Here is a 17,699-nt window from a genome sequence, read left to right on the forward strand (position 1 = left end):
CCAGAGTCGGGGATCCGGGGTCATCGAGGACGAGGAGGGCCCCGATGGCCGACACTCGATCGGGCGACCGGCCTCAGACGGGGAGGAGGCGGCTGACGAACTCTCTCAGCTGGGCGACGTTGCGGCACTCGTGCATGTCGACGATCTCGCTGTAGCGCAGGGCGACCGAGTCGCTGCTGCCCCACATGCGGACGGGTTCGGGGTTGAGCCAGGAGACGTGTCGGGCATGGGCGGCGATCTCACGGAGGGCGTCGAACTGCGGGTCCGTGTGGTTGGAGCGGGCGTCGCCGAGGATGAGGACCGCCGTGCGGTGGCCGATCACGTCGAGGTGGTGCTCGACGACGTCGGTGAGGACCGCGCCGTAGTCGCTGTTGCGGTGCCACCGGGTCATCCGGGAGAGGTCGTCGAAGGCGTCACCCAGGTCGCTGCCGGGTGGGGCGCCGATGACCTGCTCGGTGAGGTCGTCGACGCGGTTGACGAAGCCGAGGATGCGCACCCGGCGGAACTGCGTCGCCAGGGCCTGCACGAGCAGGATCGTGAAGCGCGAGAAGCCCGCGACCGAGGTCGACAGGTCGCAGAGGATGACGAGGTCGGGACGGTGCGGGCTCGCGTGCTCCAGTGCAGGACGGATTGGTATGCCGCCCGTGGACAGTGACCGTCGAAGCGTGCGTCGCACGTCGATCCGACCCCGCGACGCGCGCCGCTGGCGGGCTGCGAGCCGCGTCGCGAGCTTGCGTGCGAGGGGCTGGATCGCGCCCCTCAGCTCCTCGAGCTCGGCCGGTCCGGCGAGGAGGAAGGGCGTCTGCTCGGCAGGTGGGCGGACGGCATACCGGCTGATCCGTTCGGGGCCGCGGACCTCGGCGTTGCGACGACGCGTCTCGGCCTCGACGCGACGACGGAAGGCGGCGACACCCGCGCGGACCTCGTCCCGGGTGAACCGAGAGGCGAAGGTGTTGCCGGAGGCCGGGCCGCCCACCCCCGATCCGGAGCCGCCCGAGCCACCGCTGCCGTCGCCGGAACCACCGGGCGCGTCCTCGGCTGCGTCCTGCAGGCGTTGGAGGGCTCCGACGATGGCGGTCTGTGGGGCAAGGGTGTCGAGGGCCTGCTGCGCCGAGAACGACCCTGTGGTTGCGGCGTTGGCCAGGGCCCCGAGCTCGGCGACGACCCGGGCTGCGAGCTCGTCGAGGGCCTGCTCGTCACCGGCGGCCAGCGCGCGAGCGAGGTCGTCACGCAGCTCGGCGGCTCGCGAGCGGCGGTCCTCCAGGGTGCCGGGCGGTGCATCCGCGCTCACCCCGGAGCGTTCGCCGAGGGCAGCGGGGAACCACACGTCGTAGAGGTCGTCGAAGACCTGACGCTGGCCGGAGCGACGGAGCAGCGCGGCAGCGAGGCCCTCGCGGAGGCGCCCGCGGTCATCCAGCCCCAGGACCCGGACGGCGGCCCCGGCATCGACGATCTCGCTCGTTCCGAGGATGACCCCGTGGCCACGCAGGGCACGCGCGAAGCCGACGAGCCGGGAGTCGAGTGCGGTGGACATGGTGCGGACGGTCAGGCGGGGGCGGGCAGGTCGAGGGCGACGGCGGCGCGCTCGATGTCGTCCTGGTGCTTGAGCAGGACGCCGAGGTTGTCGCGGACGAGCTCGGCCGTGAGGTCGGCGTCTCGGGTGGCGCCGAGGGCGATGAGGGTGCGAGCCCAGTCGACGGTCTCCGAGACGGACGGCGCCTTGCGCAGGCGGAGCTCGCGCAGCCGCTGGACGAGCCGCACGACGGAGGCGACGAGGGCGTCGTCGAGCCCGGGCGCCCGGAGGGTGACGATCCGCTGCTCGAGCTCGGCGTCCGGGTAGTCGATGTGGAGGAAGAGGCAGCGTCGACGCAGGGCCTCGGACAGCTCACGAGTCGCGTTGGAGGTCAGCACGACGAACGGGCGGTGGGTCGCCGTGATGGTGCCGAGCTCCGGCACGGTCACCTGGAAGTCGCCGAGGATCTCGAGGAGCAGCCCCTCGATCTCGACATCCGCCTTGTCGAGCTCGTCGATGAGCAGCACGACCGGCTCGTCGCTGCGGATGGCGGCAAGCAGCGGCCGGGGAAGAAGGAACTCGTCACTGAAGATGTTGTCCCGCAGCGCATCCCAGCCGTCGGCGGAGTCGCGCTCGGCAGTGATGCGCAGGAGCTGTTTGGCGTGGTTCCACTCATAGAGGGCGCGGGCCTCGTCGACGCCTTCGTAGCACTGGAGCCGGATGAGTCTGGCCCCCGTCGCCTCGGCCACGGCCTTGGCCAGCTCGGTCTTGCCGACACCGGCCGGCCCCTCGACGAGCAGTGGCTTGCCGAGGTGGTCGGCGAGGAACGTCGTCGTGGCGATCGCGTCTGAGGCGAGGTAGCCGGTCTCGGACAGGCGCTCTCGCACCTCGTCGATCGAGTCGAACCGGGGCGCGACTGACGGGGAGGCTGCCGAGGTGCTCACCGTGACATCCTCGCAGCCGGTGAGGCACGGCATACGCTGCCGTCCATGGCTCCCCGGGTGATCCACACCGCACAGGCGCTCGTCGACGTCGTGGTCGAGGTGCCGGCGCTGCCGCGTCGAGGTGGCAACGTCATGGCACCGCCGCCGAAGGAGTATGCCGGGGGAGCGGTCAACATCCTCCTCGCCGCCGCGCGGCAGGGCGCGCAGTGCGTCCACGCGGGCGCGACGGGCACGGGCCCTCACGGCGACCTCGTCCGTGAGGCGCTCGCGGCCGAGGGCGTGAGCGTCTCCAGCCCTGTCGTGCCCGATCTGGACACGGGGATCTGCGTCGTCATGCTCGAACCCACGGCGGAGCGCACGTTCGTCACCACTCAGGCCGCTGAGCGCGTCATCACCGTCGAGTCGCTCCAGACCTCCGACCCGCAGGCGGGCGATCTCGTCTGCGTCAGTGGCTACAGCCTCACGGGCACCACACGAGATCCGTTGTTGCAGTGGCTTGCTGGGCTGCCGGGCGAAGTCGAGGTCGTGCTCGACCCGGGCGCGATCTTCGCCGAGCTGGATGACGAGATCCGCACCCGGATGCTCGAGATGACGACGGTGTGGACCGGCAACGCCGAGGAGAGCGAGGCCCTCACCGGCGAGGCTGACATCGTCGTGGCCGCCGGGAAGTGCCTCGACCACCTGCCGGAGGGAGCCGTGGCCGTCGTCCGTGACGGACCGGAGGGGTGCGCGGTCCACGCCGACGGCGAGACCACCGACCTCGACGGCTATCCGCAGCAGCCGGTCGACACCAACGGCGCCGGCGACACCCACACGGGTGTCCTCGTCGCCTGCCGCGCAGCCGGCGCCAGCTGGGTCGAGGCTGCCCGTCGCGCCAACGCCGGTGGGGCGATCAAGGTGACCCGTCGCGGTCCCGCGACGGCTCCGACCGCTGCCGAGATCGACACGTTCCTCGACGAGCACACCTGACACCTCGCGCCGGTGTCGCCACCACGCGGTCACCAGCCGCCCTTGTCAGCTCGGGTGTCCCTCTGCCTCGGCCTGCTCCACGTCCTCGACCGCCTCGCGCGCCTGCTCCAGCGCACGGGCGCGGTGCCGGTCCAGGAGGACCTTGCCCAGGCCTGCGGCGACGACGGCTCCGACCGTCCCCGACATGATCCAGGCCAGCGCCGATCGTTCGTCCGAGCGGTCCATGACAGGGCTCCTTGCTTTGCGGGCGGATGCTTCCACCCACGCTAAGCGACACGGTCGCCGCAGGGCTGGACCGGCATACAGCCGTTCGGTCAGGCCCGCCGCTCGAGGTCGGCGCGGCAGGACTCCTCGAACCGTCCCAGCTCGTCGATCGCGGCGTCGAGGTCGCGACGGCGCTGCTCCAGGTCGGCACGACGCTCGTCGATCTGGGCCAGGACATACTCGAGCTGGCTCCTGCGACCGCGAGGCGCGTCGTAGAGGTCGATGATCGTGCGGATCTCCTCGAGCGGGAAGCCGAGGCGCTTGCCCCGCAGGATGAGTCCGAGGCGGGTCCGGTCGCGGCGGTGGTAGACGCGGGTCGTGCCGAGGCGCTCGGGGGTGATGAGGCCCAGCTCCTCGTAGTGCCGCACGGTCCGATGGGTCACGTCGAACTCGTCGGCGATCTCGCGGATCGTCCAGGTCTGCTTGTCCTCGGATCGGCTTGCCACGCGCGCCAGTATTGCTTTACGTTAACGTCAACGTCAAGAAGAAGTGCGAGAGGACATCGATGTTCGAGCTCAGCCAGGACCATGAGGACTTCCGCAGGGTCGTGCGTGACTTCGCCGAGCGCGAGGTCGCTCCTCACGTCGCGCAGTGGGACCGGGACCACCACTTCCCGGCTGACCTCGTCCCCAAGATGGGCGACCTCGGGCTGTTCGGCCTCGTCGTGCCCGAGGAGTTCGGCGGCAGCCTCGACACCGAGGAGGACGGGGCGTTCACGAGCCTCTGCGTCGCCATCGAGGAGCTCGGACGCGTCGACCAGTCCATCGGCATCACCTTGTCGGCCGGCGTCGGCCTCGGCATCAACCCGATCCTCACCTACGGCACGGACGAGCAGAAGCAGCGTTGGCTGCCCGACCTCGTCGCCGGCCGCGCCCTCGCCGGCTTCGGACTCACCGAGCCCGATGCCGGGTCCGACGCCGGCGCCACCCGCACCAAGGCTGTGCGTGACGGCGACGAGTGGGTCGTCGACGGCGCCAAGGCGTTCATCACCAACTCCGGCACCGACATCACCTCGCTCGTCACCGTGACCGCCCGCACCGGCACTGACCCGGACGGCAAGGCCCGGATCAGCGCGATCATGATCCCCTCCGGCACACCGGGATTCACCGTCGAGCCGGCCTACGACAAGCTCGGCTGGCACATCTCGGACACGCACGGGCTCACCTTCCAGGGCTGCCGGGTGCCGGAGGCGAACCTGCTAGGCGAGGAGGGCCAGGGGTTCAGGCAGTTCCTCAAGACCCTCGACGACGGACGCATCGCGATCTCGGCGCTCGCCCTCGGGATGGCCCAGGCGATGCTCGACCTGTCCACCGACTACGCGAAGACCCGCACCGCCTTCGGTCGCCCGATCGGCTCCAACCAGGGCGTCTCCTTCCAGGTCGCCGACCTCGCCGTGTCGGTGGAGGCCGCCCGCCTCCTGACCTACAAGGCGGCGTGGCTCAAGGACGAGCTGGAGGCTGGTCGCCGGTCCGTCAAGGAGGTCAAGCAGGCCGCCTCGATCGCCAAGCTCTACTCGAGCGAGGCCGCCGTCACGGCCACCCGCATCGCCGTCCAGATCTTCGGCGGCAACGGCTTCATGGAGGAGTACCCCGTCGCCCGCTTCTATCGCGACGGCAAGATCCTCGAGATCGGCGAGGGCACGAGCGAGGTCCAGCGCATGCTCATCGCCCGCCACCTCGGCCTCGGCTGACCCACGACTCCCGACCGACGAGAAGATGGAAGGTATGCCGGTGAGCGACTCCGCGTCCACCTCCCGTGACCCCCGGGTCGCCGACGTCCGTCGCCGGCTCGAGGCCGCGCACGCGGCCTCCGCGAGCGCGCCGGAGAAGGCGGCGGCCAAGCTCGCCGCGCAGGGCAAGCTCTATGTCCGTGACCGCATCGCCCTGCTCGTCGACGAGGGCAGCTTCGTCGAGGACGGCCGCTATGCCAACGCCCTGGCCCAGGGGCTGCCCGCCGACGGTGTCGTCACCGGGCGCGGCACGGTCGATGACCGCCCCGTCATCGTCATCGCCAACGACCCCACCGTGAAGGCCGGGTCGTGGGGCGCGCGCACCGTCGAGAAGATCGTGCGCGCCACCGAGATGGCGCTGCGCGAGGAGCTGCCCATCTTCTGGTTCGTCGACTCGGCCGGCGCTCGCATCACCGACCAGGTCGAGATGTTCCCCGGGCGACGGGGTGCGGGTCGCATCTTCCACAACCAGGTGGCGCTCTCGGGCAAGGTCCCACAGATCTGCTGCCTCTTCGGCCCGTCGGCCGCGGGTGGTGCCTACATCCCCAGCTTCACCGACCTGCTCATCATGGTCGAGGGCAACGCGTCCATGTATCTCGGCAGTCCGCGCATGGCCGAGATGGTCGTGGGGGAGAAGGTCTCCCTCGAGGACATGGGCGGGGCGCGCATGCACTGCACCGTGTCCGGAGTCGGCGACCTCCTCGTCCAGGACGACGCCGAGGCCATCGAGATGGCCAAGCTCTACTTCTCCTACGTGCCGCAGAACTGGCGGTCGCCGACACCGTCCTACGAGACCGAAGCGCCCGAGACCCCGCTCACCCGCGACTCCGTGCCCGAGCGCGAGAGCCAGCCGTTCGACGTCCACGACGTCATCGACGGGCTCGTCGACGACGACAGCTTCTTCGAGGTCAAGGCGCTCTTCGCCCCCGAGCTCGTCATCGGACTCGGTCGCATGGGCGGCGAGACCGTCGGCATCGTCGCCAACAACTCGATGGTCAAGGGCGGGGTGCTCTTCACCGACAGCGCCGACAAGGCCGCCCGCTTCATCTGGCTCTGTGACGCCTACTCGATCCCGCTCATCTACCTCGCCGACGTCCCCGGCTTCATGATCGGCTCCGAGGTGGAGCGTGGTGGCATCATCCGGCACGGCGCCAAGATGGTCTCCGCCGTGTCGAGCGCCACCGTGCCGCAGTTCTGCGTCGTCGTGCGCAAGGCATACGGCGCCGGGCTCTACGCCATGGGCGGCCCGGGCTTCGGCCCCGACGCGACGATCGCGCTGCCCACGGCACGCATCGCCGTCATGGGACCCGAGGCCGCCGTGAACGCCGTCTACGCCAACAAGATCGCCGAGGTCGAGGCCGCCGAGGGCGCGCAGGCGCGGGACGCGTTCGTCGCGGAGAAGCGTCGCGAGTACGAGGAGGATGTCGACCTGGAACGCCTCGCCGCCGACCTCGTGATCGACCAGGTCACCGAGCCCGAGGACCTGCGCGACGAGCTGCTCCGCAGGCTGCGCTACGCGGCCCATCGGGACCGTGCGTTCGCGACCAAGCGGCGCGGCATACCTCCGGTCTGAGACGTGACGGGCGCCTCACTCGGGTCGCCATCCGATGGTTTCTCTGGGTAGCCTCGATGGAGTCAGGCCTCACCGTCGAGGCTGATCCCACCGAAAGGTTGCTCCTGATGCGTGCACTACGCCGCACCGCCGCCCTCGCCGGCGTGCTCGGACTCACCGCCCTCGTGGCCACTGCGTCGCCTGCCAGCGCCGCCACCAACGACCCGCTGCGCAACAAGCAGTGGGGCCTGACCCAGGTCCGCGCCGAGCAGGCCTGGCCGACCTCGCGCGGCGCCGGCGCGACGATCGCCGTCGTCGACACGGGCGTCGACCTCACCCACCCCGACCTCGCTGCCCAGCTCGTGCCGGGAGCGACCTTCGTCGGCTGTGCCGGCGGAGCCACGGTCTGCAGCGACGGGAACTGGAAGGGCGTGGACGGGGTCGGCCAGGACGTCGACTCGCACGGCACCCACGTGGCCGGCATCGCCGCGGCCATCACCGGCAACGGCACCGGGGTGGCAGGCGTCGCTCCGGACGCGAGCATCATGCCGATCAAGGTCCTCGAGGACGGCTCCGGCTCGACCGACGACATCGCCCGCGGCGTCCGTTGGGCCGCCGACCACGGCGCCGACGTCATCAACCTCTCGCTCGGCTCACTGCCGGGCACGCAGGTGCTGTCGATCATCGGCCTCGACACGGCCGTCGAGCAGGCCATCGCCTACGCACGCACCAAGGGCGCCGTCTCGGTGATCGCTGCGGGCAACACCTCCACCATCGCCTGCACCAGCCCCGGCTTCTCCAGCAACGGCATCTGCGTCGGCTCGACCGACAAGGACGAGCTGCACTCGGCGTTCTCCGAGCTGCCGATCAAGCCGGACCTCAAGGTCGTCTCGGCGCCGGGTGGCTTCGCCTTCGGTGCGTGCGACGACGACGTGTGGTCGACCGTGCCGACCGAGGCTACGAGTGCCTGCGGTGTCGCGGGCTACGACTCGTTCGCCGGCACCTCCATGGCGACGCCGCACGTCGCGGGTGTCGCCGCGCTGCTCCTCGCGCAGGGTCGCTCGGTCGACCAGACCGAGAAGGCGCTGCTCACCACCGCACGCACCCCCGTGCTCGGCCTCAGGGGCGCGTTCACCCCGCTCTACGGCTACGGCATCGTCGACGCACAGGCAGCGGTCGCGTCCGCTCGCTGAACCACGAACACAGGTATGCCGTGACGCGAGTCCCGCGTCACGGCATACCTGCGTCTGGCTCGGTGGGGTCAGCTCCCGGCGGTCTGAACACTTTCCACGACGTCAGTCTGTCTTCGCGGGATGGGCGGACGCTCGGAGGGCGCGCCAGGGGAGGTGCAGCTCGGCCAGCAGCTCGCGCAGGACGGGCAGGGACACTCCGACGACGTTGGACGGGTCGCCCTCGATGGCGCGGACGTAGGGCGCACCAAGCCCGTCGAGGGTGAAGGCACCTGCGACGTGCAGCGGCTCGCCGGTGGCGACATACGCCTCGATCTCGGCGTCGTCGAGGTCGGCGAAGTGCACCGTCGTCGACGCGGTGACGCCGACGACGCCCTGCGTGCCACCGTCGTCGGTGTCCCGGTCGTCGACGAGCCAGTGTCCGGTGTGGAGCACCCCAGAACGTCCGCGCATCTGCTGCCACCGCGATGTCGCCTCAGCCGCGTCGGCGGGCTTGCCGTGGACCTCGCCGTCGAGCTCGAGGACCGAGTCGCAGCCCAGGACGAGGGAACCGGGCTCGTCGGCGTCGGTGCGGGCGTGAACGACGTCCTCGGCCTTCGCGCGGGCGAGGAGCAGCGCGACGTCGGCGGGCGGCAGGCTTCCGTGGACCGCCTCGGCGGCGGCGAGGGTCGCGTGCTCGTCGACCCGGCTCACCTGGACGAGCGGCTCGACACCGGCTGCGCGCAGGGTCGCGAGTCGTGCTGGCGAGGCAGATGCCAGGACCAGCGCGATGGTCGGCGCCGTCATCCGAGCACCTCGTCGACGAAGCACCAGCGCCACGCCTCGCCGGGCTCGAGCGATCGCATCACGGCGTGACGTTCTGCGGCGAAGTGCTTCCCGGCGTGCTGCCCCTGCGACGAGTCGCAACAGCCGACGTGGCCGCACGACACACAGATCCGCAGGTGCACCCACGTCAGACCCTCACGCAGGCACTCCTCACAGCCCTCGACGTTCGAGGGGACCGCACAGTCGGGCAGGGACGTGAGGTGCTCGCAGCCCGGTGAGACCTGGTCGGGAGCGAGGAGCGGGGCATCCCGCAGCCGGGCGGCCCGGGCCATGCTCCACGTCAGCGCGGCCTCCTCGGCGTCGAGCTGGTTCATGACGCTGGAGAGGATCTCGTGGTCGACGTCGTCCTCGTCGCGGATGCGGACGAGCTCACGGCGCTCGGCGTCGAGCATGACCATGCGCAGCCGCCTGCGGGTCTCGGTGGGTGGCTCGGCGTCGCCGGGCCCCAGCGTGCCGAGCCGCTCCCAGATGCGGTTGACCCGGATCTCGGCGTTGTCCCTCAGCTCCTGTGCCACGACGGGGTCGACTCCGGGCTCGTCGTCGAGCGAACGCAGCCCGGCACCGGTTGCGGCCTGCACGACGGTCGCCTCCTGCAGGGCGTCCTCACGCGGGTCCGGGCCACGCACGTCGAGGGCGCGCGCGAGCCACGGCAGCGTCGACGACTGGAGGGCAAGCGTCCCGACGGTGACGATGAGGGCGATGAGGATGAGCGTCGGGCGCTCCGGAGTCTCCGGCGGGAGGGTGAGGGCGGCGGCGAGGGTGACCACCCCGCGCATCCCGGCCCACGAGGTGACGGCGACGCTGGCGGCCTTGCCCGGCATACGCTCCGCCTTCCCCAGAACGCCCGAGAGGTAGCTGAACGGGAACATCCACACCGGCCGCAGCAGCAGGACGGCGAGCAGGACGGCCAACCCGACCACGACGGCCCTGCCGAGCGAGATCTCGCTCGCCTGGACGTCGCCGACGGTGCTCGCCAGCTGCAGCCCGATGAGGAGGAAGACCGTGTTCTCGAGGAGGAAGGTGATGCTGGCCCAGTTGACCCGCTCGCTGAGACGCGAGGCCGCGGACTGGAGGACGAGGGACTTGTGGGCCAGGAGGAGGCCAGTGGTGACGACGGCGAGGACGCCGCTGGCGCCGAGCTGCTCGGCCGGCAGGTAGGACAGGAACGGCGCCGCGAAGGAGAGCGCCGTGTCGGAGCTGGCCTCGGTGAGGTTCTTGCGGATGAGGCCGATGAGCATGAACACGACCCAGCCCACACCGACGCCACCGACGACGGCGAGACCGAAGTCGCGCGCGACAGAACCCACCGAGACCGCCCCGTGCGAGGCGAATCCGTGGTGCGACGGGGCGAGCCCCGCGGCGGCGATGGCCGTCCGCAGGGTCACGAGAGCGGTCGCGTCGTTGAGGAGGGACTCACCCTCGAGGATGGTCGTGATCCGGCGCGGCAGCCCGATCCCACGAGCCACCGCCGTCGCGGCCACGGCGTCCGGCGGGGCGACGATCGCGCCGAGGGCCACCGCCACGGTGAACGGGACGCTCGGCAGCAGCCACCAGGCGAGCAGCGCGACGCCGAACGTCGTGAAGAGCACCAGGCCGACCGACAGCCCAAGGATCGGGAGGCGGTTGGCACGGATGTCGACGAGCGAGGTGTTGAGGGCGGCGGCATACAGCAACGGGGGGAGCAGGCCGAGGAGGACGACGTCCGGGTCGAGCGAGACGTCGGGGATGAACGGCAGGACGGACGCGATGAGACCGACGACCAGCAGGGCGATCGGGGCGGGCAGACCGAGAGGAGCGCTGAGGCGAGCGACGAGGATGACGGTCACGGCGATGGCGGCGAGCGTGAGAGCGAGAGTCACCGGCTCATTGTCGTGGATGGCCGAAGGTGTGATGCAACCGACGTGACCGTCCGTCTTGCGGCCCCGGTTACCCGACGGTAGGTTCGGCGCACCGCGCAGTGCTCGCCCTCGCCTCCACTCGAACCAAAGGCTGACAATGACGTCACGCACGATTCGCCGGGCCCTCGTCCCGCTCGCTGCCCTGGGGCTGCTCGCCGCGGTGGCGGCGCCCGCCTCGGCCGGCCCCGACTCCGTCCCCGGCACGGCCGGCGCGACGACGGTCACCGACACCCCCGAGCCGCCGCGACCGGCCTTCTACGAGCCCCCGGCATCGATCCCCGCCACGCCGGGAGCAATCCTGCGCACCGAGCCGGCGACGCAGTTCATCGACCCGCTCGGGCTGTCCGACCTCAACGTCTCCGCCACCCGGGTGATGTACGCGTCCAAGGACCGCCTCGCACGACCGATCGCCGTGACGGGAACGATCTTCGAGCCCAGGAAGCCCTGGCTCGGGCTGAGCTCGCGGCCGCTCATCAGCTATGCGGTGGGGACGATGGGTCTCGGCGACCGGTGCGCCCCGTCCCGTCAGCTGGCCGAGAGCCTCACCATGTATGAGCACTACTTCCTCCAGGGCCTGCTCGCCCGTGGGTATGCCGTCGCGCTCACGGACTACCAGGGGCTCGGCACACCGGGCACCCACACCTACGTCAACCGGGTCGCACAGGGTCAGGCCGTCCTCGACATGGCGCGTGCCGCCCTCACCCGCCCCGGGACGACGCTGCGGAGCACCACACCCGTCGGCTTCTACGGCTACTCACAAGGTGGCGGTGCCGCCGCCTCGGCGGCCGAGCTGGCGGGGACCTATGCCCCCGAGCTCAAGGTCAGGGGCACCGTCGCCGGAGCCGTCCCGGCCGACCTCGTCAAGGTCGCCGCCAACCTCGACAAGAGCCTCTATGCGGAGTTCCTCAACTACGCCCTGCTCGGACTGTCCGCCGGCCACGGGGTCGACGTCACCAGCTACCTCAACGACAGGGGCAGAGCGGTAGCGCAGCGCACCGAGGGCAGCTGCGTCTTCGACCTCGCGCAGTCGGCCTTCCAGGACTCGGCGACCCTGACCCGGGACGGGCGGCCGCTCACGGCCTACCTCGCCGAGGAGCCGTTCGCCTCGGTCGTCGCCGAGAACCGCATCGGCAACCGCAAGCCGTCGGCCCCTGTGCTGCTCTCACACTCGCTGCTCGACGACGTGATCCCCTACGCCGTGGGCAGGCAGCTCGGCAAGGACTGGTGTGCGCGCGGCGCCAACGTGCGGCTGTCGAGCAACGTGGGGCCCACCCACCTCGGTGGCGCTCTGCCCTCCTCGGCCGAGAGCTACGCGTTCTTCGAGGCGCGCTTCGCGGCACTCCCGCAGGCCAACGGCTGCTGGGCGATCCGGTGACCCGGACGGACTGAACCACGACGCAAGGTATGCCGTCCGCTCACGAGAGCGGACGGCATACCTTTGCGTTCTCGGCCTGTCCCGAAGCCACCCCACTGGACGGTCAGGGACGGATGGCCTCCACGAGGACGTCGAGACCGACCGAACCGACGTCGAGGGCACGACGGTGGAAGGCCTTCGGGTCGAACGAGTCACCCTCTCGCGCAGCGGTCTCGTCACGCAGCTGCATCCAGATGCGCTCGCCGATCTTGTAGCTCGGAGCCTGGCCCGGCCAGCCGAGGTAGCGGTCGAGCTCGAAGCGCAGGGATGCCTCCGCGTCGGTGTTGTGCGCGGTGAGGTAGGCCCAGGCCTTGTCATAGGTCCAGTCGCCACCGCCGACCTCGGCGGGCGCCTCGAAGCCGCAGTGGATGCCGATGTCGAGGACGACCCGGGCAGCGCGCAAGGACTGCGCGTTGAGGAAGCCCAGGTAGTTGCCCGGGTCCTCCATGTGACCGAGCTCGACCATGAGCCGCTCGGCGTAGAGCGCCCAGCCCTCGCCGTGCCCGCTCACCCAGCAGAGCATGCGGCGCCACCGGTTGAGGAGCTCCGCGCGGTAGGTCGTCTGGGCGATCTGGAGGTGATGGCCCGGGACGCCCTCGTGGTAGACGGTGCTCAGCTCGGCCCACGTCCCGAACGTCTCGACCCCCTTGGGCACCGACCACCACATGCGGCCGGGGCGGGTGAAGTCCTCGCTCGGGCCGGTGTAGTAGATGCCGCCGGTGTGGGTCGGCGCGATCATGCACTCGATGCTGCGCACGGGGCCGGGGATGTCGAAGTGCGTGCCGTCGAGCAGGTCCATGACCTCGTCGGCCTTGGTCTGCATCCACTGGCGGAGAGCGTCGGTGCCGTCGAGCTGGTATGCCGGGTCGTCACCGAGCGCGGCGATGGCGTCCTGGATCGTGCCGCCGGGGACGATGCGGTCCGCGGTCCTGCGCATCTCGGCGTCGAGGCGGGCCGTCTCCTCCTGGCCCCACGCGTAGGTCTCCTCGAGGTCGACGGTCGCGCCGAGGAAGTGGCGGCTGGCGAGCTGGTAGTGCTCGCGCCCCACGGCGTCCTCCTCGCGGGCGCGGGGGAGGAGCTGCTCCCCGAGGAAGGCCTTGAGGTCGGCGTAGGCGTCGGCGCACCGTCGGGCTGCCGCGGCCAGCTCGGCCTGCTGCGGTTCGGGGAGCGGCGTGTCACCGTCGGTGCGGGCGTCGGCGGCGAAGGTCGCGAAGAAGCCGTCGTCGCCGACGAGGTCGTCGCACTGCTTCATGCAGGACTGCACCTGGCGCCGGGCCGAGATGCGCCTGGGGTCGGCGTCGACGGATGCCAGGAGCGACTCGCGCCACTGGTCCAGCGCTCGGGGGAGGTTGCCCAGTCGGCGCGTGATCGTCGCCCACTGCTCCTGTGTGTCGGTCGGCATGAGGTCGAAGACGTCGCGCACCGACTGCATGGGGGAGGCGATGACGTTGAGGTCGCACTGGTCGAGACCGGCCTCGTGGAGGTCGACCTCGAGCTGGAGCCGCTCACGCATCGCTGCGATGGTGACGCGGTCGATGTCGTCGACCGGCTCGGCGGTGGCGAGCTGCGCGAGGGTGGCGCTGGCGAGGTCGGCGCGAGCGCGGTAGCCCCCGGGTGAGAAGTCGTCGAGCTCGTCCTGGCGCACCTCGACGCCGAGATAGGTCGCGTCGATCGGGCTGTTCCGCAGGACGGCGTCGAAGTGCTGCTCGGCGATGGCGTCGACAGCGGTGGGGGTGCGGGTGGTGGGCGCCGAGGGGGCCGGGGCAGAGGCAGAGGAGTCAGTCACGAGGGCGACGCTACCCACAGGCGCTCGCTGGTTCCGCACCATTTCCGTCCCGAGCTCACGTCCGGCTCGTCGTAGAGGTGCTCCGCCCGGATGACGATGAGACATCGCCACACTCTGGCGGCTCCGACGAAAATCCGGTTCTGAGTCATCCACAGTGACACCTAGGCTGCGGCCATGACCGCCCGCGTGCTCTCCGTCAACACCGGCCGCCCCGTCGCCGGGATCATCAACAGGCTCACGGGGATCGACAAGCACCCCACCGACGAGATCGCCGTCTTCGACCCCGGACCCAAGGGTGTCGGTGCGAGCGGGGTGCAGGACGACACCGTCGTCAACCTCAGGCACCACGGGGGCACGGACCAAGCCGTGTATGCCGTCGCGCGGGAGGAGCTGGACTGGTGGTCCGCTGATCTCGGTCGGGAGCTCGCGCCGGGCACCTTCGGCGAGAACCTCACCACCGAGGGGCTCGACGTCGACGCCGCAGTCGTCGGGGAGCAGTGGCGGGTCGGATCGTCGGTCGTCCTGACGGTGACCGGACCTCGCGAGCCGTGCGCGACCTTTGCGGCGCACATGGGTGTGCGTGGCTGGGTGAAGGCGTTCGCGGCGCGGGGCCGGACCGGTGCCTACCTGGCCGTGACGCAGTCCGGGACGATCCGGCCGGGAGACGGCATCGAGGTGCTGTCCCGCCCGGCCCACGGCCTCACCCCACCCGAGGTGTTCCGGGCCTTCATGGGTGACCGCGAGCTCGCCCGCAAGGTCCTGGCCGAGCGCGTCATGCCGGACAAGGAGCACGCAAAACTGGCCAGGAAGCTGGCGCGCTGGGAGCAGTAGGCGAGCGGACGGCATACCGGCGTGCGGTCGTGCTGGTGTTCGGTGTCCGTCCCCAACCGTCCAATGTGGGTGGGTTCGGGACGGGCCTCAGCGGAGGGAGTGCTGCCAGGTGCCCTGGGCTCGGCTGCCCGGGGTCACGGGGCGACGAACGAGTCCTGCTGGTGCCGACCAGCGCGACGTATGCCGCACGGGCACCTCATCGCCCGCCCCACCTGACGCTGCCGACAGGACCGCCACGAGGGCCGCGACCTGCTCTGGCGTCGCGTCGCCGATAACCTCGATCGCCTGTGCGGCAACCGGATCCGGTTCGGAGGTCACAGGGCCGGGTCCCCCTGGGCTCTGAGCCTGCGAAGAGGTCATAGGGGAATGTTTCCGTGCTTCTTGGGCGGGAGGGTCTCGCGCTTGGTCCGCAGCGCCCGCAGCGCCTTGGTGACGTTCATCCGGGTGTTCGACGGCGTGATGACCGTGTCGATGTAGCCCCGCTCGGCCGCGACGTAGGGGTTGGCGAGCGTGTCCTCGTACTCGGCGATGAACTTCTGCCGAGCCGCGTCCACGTCCTCGCCCCGCTCGGCGGCCGCGGCGAGCTGCTTGCGGTAGAGGATGTTGACGGCGCCCTGGGCGCCCATGACCGCGATCTGCGCCGTCGGCCAGGCGAGGTTGATGTCGGCGCCGAGGTGCTTGGACCCCATGACGTCATAGGCACCGCCGTAGGCCTTGCGCGTGATGACCGTGACGAGCGGCACCGTCGCCTCGGCATAGGCATAGATGAGCTTGGCACCGCGCCGGATGATGCCGTCCCACTCCTGGTCCGTCCCCGGCAGGAAGCCCGGCACGTCGACCAGCGTCAGGATCGGCACGTTGAACGCGTCGCACGTCCTGACGAACCGGGCAGCCTTCTCGGACGCGTCGATGTCGAGGGTTCCGGCGAACTGCATCGGGTTGTTGGCGACGACGCCGACGGAACGACCCTCGATGCGGGCGAACCCGATGACGATGTTGGGCGCGAAGAGCGGCGACACCTCGAGGAAGTCGCCGTCATCGACCACGGACTCGATGACCTGGTGCATGTCATAGGGCTGGTTGGGGCTGTCCGGGATGATCGTGTCGAGGAAGCGGTCCCCGTCGGTCACCTCGAGGGAGAGCTCGCCGTCCTCGAACGACGGCGGCTCCTCCATGTTGTTGGACGGCAGGTAGGACAGGAGGGCCTTGACGTACTCGACGGCGTCCTCCTCGTCGGTGCCCATGTAGTGCGCGACACCGGACCTGGAGCTGTGCGTCCTCGCGCCACCCAGCTCCTCGAAGCCGACGTCCTCACCGGTGACGGTCTTGATGACGTCGGGTCCGGTGATGAACATGTGCGAGGTCTGGTCGACCATGACGGTGAAGTCTGTGACGGCCGGCGAGTAGACGGCGCCACCGGCACACGGGCCCATGATGAGCGAGATCTGCGGGATCACGCCGGACGCGTGGACGTTGCGGCGGAAGATCTCGCCGTAGAGACCGAGCGAGGCCACACCCTCCTGAATGCGCGCACCCCCGGAGTCGTTCAGACCCACCACCGGGCACCCGACCTTCATCGCGAAGTCCATGACCTTGGTGATCTTCTCGCCGAAGACCTCACCCAGTGACCCGCCGAAGACCGTGAAGTCCTGGGCGAAGACGGCGACGGTCCGGCCATCGACCGTGCCGTAGCCCGTGACGACGCCGTCGCCGTAGGGCCGGTTCGCATCCTGGCCGAAGGCGACGGAACGGTGTCGGGCGTACTTGTCCATCTCGACGAACGACCCCTCGTCCAGCAGCATCGCGAGGCGCTCGCGGGCGGTCTTCTTGCCGCGGGCGTGCTGCTTCTCGACGGCCCGCTCGGACCCCGCGTGGGCGACCTCCCCGACCCTTCGCTTGAGGTCGGCGAGCTTGCCGGCAGTGGTGTGGATGTCGATGCCCGCATCCGCAGGGGGGAGGTCGGTTCCGCCCGTGGGCTGGGTGTCCGTCTGAGCCATGGTGGCGACTCTAGCCTTGGTCACGTGACCCTTCCTGCTGCCTCCCGCCCGATGGATGCGTCCCTCATCACACCCGGTCCACCGTGGCTCCCGGTCGAGGTGCACGCGTCCGTCGACTCCACCAACGCCGAGCTCGCCCGCGACCCCCGACCGTGGCGTGTCGTCACCGCCGAGGAGCAGCGCGCCGGTCGCGGCCGCCTCGATCGCGCGTGGACCACGACACCCGGCACGAGCATCGCCGCGAGCGTCCTCGTGCCCCGCCCGGACAGCGTTCCGCTCGGCTGGGTCCCGCTCGTCGTCGGCCTCGCGCTGCGTGACGCACTCACGGAGGTCGGTGGCGTCACGGTCAGCCTCAAGTGGCCCAACGACCTGCTCGTCCCCGCCGACGGAGACCGCAAGCTCGCGGGCATCCTCGCCGAGGTCACCCCGGTCGGCGTCGTCGTCGGCACCGGGATCAACATCGACCAGGAGCGCGTCGACCTGCCCGTCGACACCGCCACGTCGTTGCGTCTCGCCGGCGCACCGGGAGTGAGCCGCGAACGGGTGCTCACGGCATACCTCGTCTCTCTCGCAACGCTGCTGCGCAGACTGGACGACGATCCGTATGCCGTCCGCTCCGCCTACGCCGCCGCCTGCGGCACGCTCGGACGCACCGTCGTCGCGCACCTGCCGAACGGTGAGGTGCAGGGAGTCGCGACCGAGGTCGACGCAGACGGCAGACTGTGCCTGAGGACGGACAACGGTCCGTATGCCGTGGCGGCGGGTGACGTCGTCCACGTCCGATGAG

Annotated in this window: 16 protein-coding genes; 7 read left to right on the forward strand and 9 right to left on the reverse strand. The window is 70.6% G+C overall.

Annotation, left to right across the window (positions count from 1 at the left end; genetic code table 11):
- Positions 1-73: 73 nt before the first annotated feature.
- Positions 74-1,534, reverse strand: coding sequence for a VWA domain-containing protein (locus ACFQW8_RS12800; RefSeq protein WP_380087903.1), 1,461 nt, complete (start codon positions 1,532-1,534; stop codon positions 74-76).
- An 11-nt stretch (positions 1,535-1,545) separates the two neighbouring features.
- Positions 1,546-2,457, reverse strand: a complete 912-nt coding sequence (locus tag ACFQW8_RS12805) for an AAA family ATPase (RefSeq protein ID WP_380087905.1) — start codon at positions 2,455-2,457, stop codon at positions 1,546-1,548.
- A 45-nt stretch (positions 2,458-2,502) separates the two neighbouring features.
- Between ACFQW8_RS12805 and ACFQW8_RS12810 the strand changes: the two genes are divergently transcribed.
- The gene (locus ACFQW8_RS12810) at positions 2,503-3,426 is read left to right on the forward strand and encodes a PfkB family carbohydrate kinase (protein ID WP_380087907.1); all 924 of its coding nucleotides are present in this window, start codon (positions 2,503-2,505) and stop codon (positions 3,424-3,426) included.
- A 45-nt stretch (positions 3,427-3,471) separates the two neighbouring features.
- Here ACFQW8_RS12810 and ACFQW8_RS12815 read toward each other — a convergent pair whose 3' ends face one another.
- Together ACFQW8_RS12815 and ACFQW8_RS12820 are read right to left on the reverse strand one after the other, a co-directional pair.
- A complete protein-coding gene (locus tag ACFQW8_RS12815; protein ID WP_380087909.1) occupies positions 3,472-3,651 on the reverse strand; it encodes a hypothetical protein in 180 nt (59 codons plus the stop codon).
- Between the two features lie 89 nt (positions 3,652-3,740).
- Positions 3,741-4,136 (reverse strand): MerR family transcriptional regulator, encoded by a 396-nt coding sequence (locus tag ACFQW8_RS12820; RefSeq protein WP_380087911.1) that lies wholly within the window; start codon positions 4,134-4,136, stop codon positions 3,741-3,743.
- A 59-nt stretch (positions 4,137-4,195) separates the two neighbouring features.
- Between ACFQW8_RS12820 and ACFQW8_RS12825 the strand changes: the two genes are divergently transcribed.
- The 3 genes from ACFQW8_RS12825 to ACFQW8_RS12835 all read left to right on the forward strand — a co-directional run bounded on the left by ACFQW8_RS12825 (position 4,196) and on the right by ACFQW8_RS12835 (position 8,164).
- Complete coding sequence (locus ACFQW8_RS12825) at positions 4,196-5,380, forward strand: acyl-CoA dehydrogenase family protein (protein ID WP_380087913.1); 1,185 nt, start codon at positions 4,196-4,198, stop codon at positions 5,378-5,380.
- Between the two features lie 34 nt (positions 5,381-5,414).
- Complete coding sequence (locus ACFQW8_RS12830) at positions 5,415-6,992, forward strand: acyl-CoA carboxylase subunit beta (RefSeq protein WP_380087915.1); 1,578 nt, start codon at positions 5,415-5,417, stop codon at positions 6,990-6,992.
- Between the two features lie 107 nt (positions 6,993-7,099).
- Positions 7,100-8,164: a S8 family serine peptidase gene (locus ACFQW8_RS12835; protein ID WP_380087917.1), complete on the forward strand. Its 1,065-nt coding sequence runs from the start codon at positions 7,100-7,102 to the stop codon at positions 8,162-8,164.
- A gap of 102 nt (positions 8,165-8,266) precedes the next feature.
- Here ACFQW8_RS12835 and ACFQW8_RS12840 read toward each other — a convergent pair whose 3' ends face one another.
- Complete coding sequence (locus tag ACFQW8_RS12840) at positions 8,267-8,947, reverse strand: Maf family protein (RefSeq protein WP_380087918.1); 681 nt, start codon at positions 8,945-8,947, stop codon at positions 8,267-8,269.
- Positions 8,944-10,845 carry a Na+/H+ antiporter gene (locus ACFQW8_RS12845; RefSeq protein ID WP_380087919.1) on the reverse strand — a complete coding sequence of 634 codons (1,902 nt, stop codon included), beginning with the start codon at positions 10,843-10,845 and terminating at the stop codon, positions 8,944-8,946. Before ACFQW8_RS12845 ends, ACFQW8_RS12840 begins: the two co-directional genes overlap by 4 nt.
- A gap of 136 nt (positions 10,846-10,981) precedes the next feature.
- Here ACFQW8_RS12845 and ACFQW8_RS12850 point away from each other — a divergent pair, with 136 nt between their 5' ends.
- Positions 10,982-12,259 (forward strand): lipase family protein, encoded by a 1,278-nt coding sequence (locus ACFQW8_RS12850; RefSeq protein WP_380087921.1) that lies wholly within the window; start codon positions 10,982-10,984, stop codon positions 12,257-12,259.
- Between the two features lie 103 nt (positions 12,260-12,362).
- Here ACFQW8_RS12850 and ACFQW8_RS12855 read toward each other — a convergent pair whose 3' ends face one another.
- Positions 12,363-14,084, reverse strand: a complete 1,722-nt coding sequence (locus ACFQW8_RS12855) for a DUF885 domain-containing protein (protein WP_380087922.1) — start codon at positions 14,082-14,084, stop codon at positions 12,363-12,365.
- Positions 14,085-14,258: 174 nt separating this feature from the next.
- Here ACFQW8_RS12855 and ACFQW8_RS12860 point away from each other — a divergent pair, with 174 nt between their 5' ends.
- Positions 14,259-14,915 carry an MOSC domain-containing protein gene (locus tag ACFQW8_RS12860; RefSeq protein ID WP_380087923.1) on the forward strand — a complete coding sequence of 219 codons (657 nt, stop codon included), beginning with the start codon at positions 14,259-14,261 and terminating at the stop codon, positions 14,913-14,915.
- Between the two features lie 87 nt (positions 14,916-15,002).
- On the opposite strand, the gene ACFQW8_RS12865 is transcribed toward ACFQW8_RS12860, so the two are convergent.
- The gene (locus tag ACFQW8_RS12865) at positions 15,003-15,275 is read right to left on the reverse strand and encodes an acyl-CoA carboxylase epsilon subunit (protein WP_380087925.1); all 273 of its coding nucleotides are present in this window, start codon (positions 15,273-15,275) and stop codon (positions 15,003-15,005) included.
- Positions 15,272-16,912: an acyl-CoA carboxylase subunit beta gene (locus tag ACFQW8_RS12870; RefSeq protein WP_380087927.1), complete on the reverse strand. Its 1,641-nt coding sequence runs from the start codon at positions 16,910-16,912 to the stop codon at positions 15,272-15,274. The genes ACFQW8_RS12865 and ACFQW8_RS12870 overlap by 4 nt, the downstream gene beginning before the upstream one ends.
- Before the next feature lie 24 nt (positions 16,913-16,936).
- Here ACFQW8_RS12870 and ACFQW8_RS12875 point away from each other — a divergent pair, with 24 nt between their 5' ends.
- A complete protein-coding gene (locus ACFQW8_RS12875; protein ID WP_380087929.1) occupies positions 16,937-17,698 on the forward strand; it encodes a biotin--[acetyl-CoA-carboxylase] ligase in 762 nt (253 codons plus the stop codon).
- Position 17,699: the final 1 nt, after the last annotated feature.

This window comes from Knoellia altitudinis, from assembly GCF_042666355.1.
GTDB classification, from domain to species: Bacteria; Actinomycetota; Actinomycetes; order Actinomycetales; family Dermatophilaceae; genus Knoellia; species Knoellia altitudinis.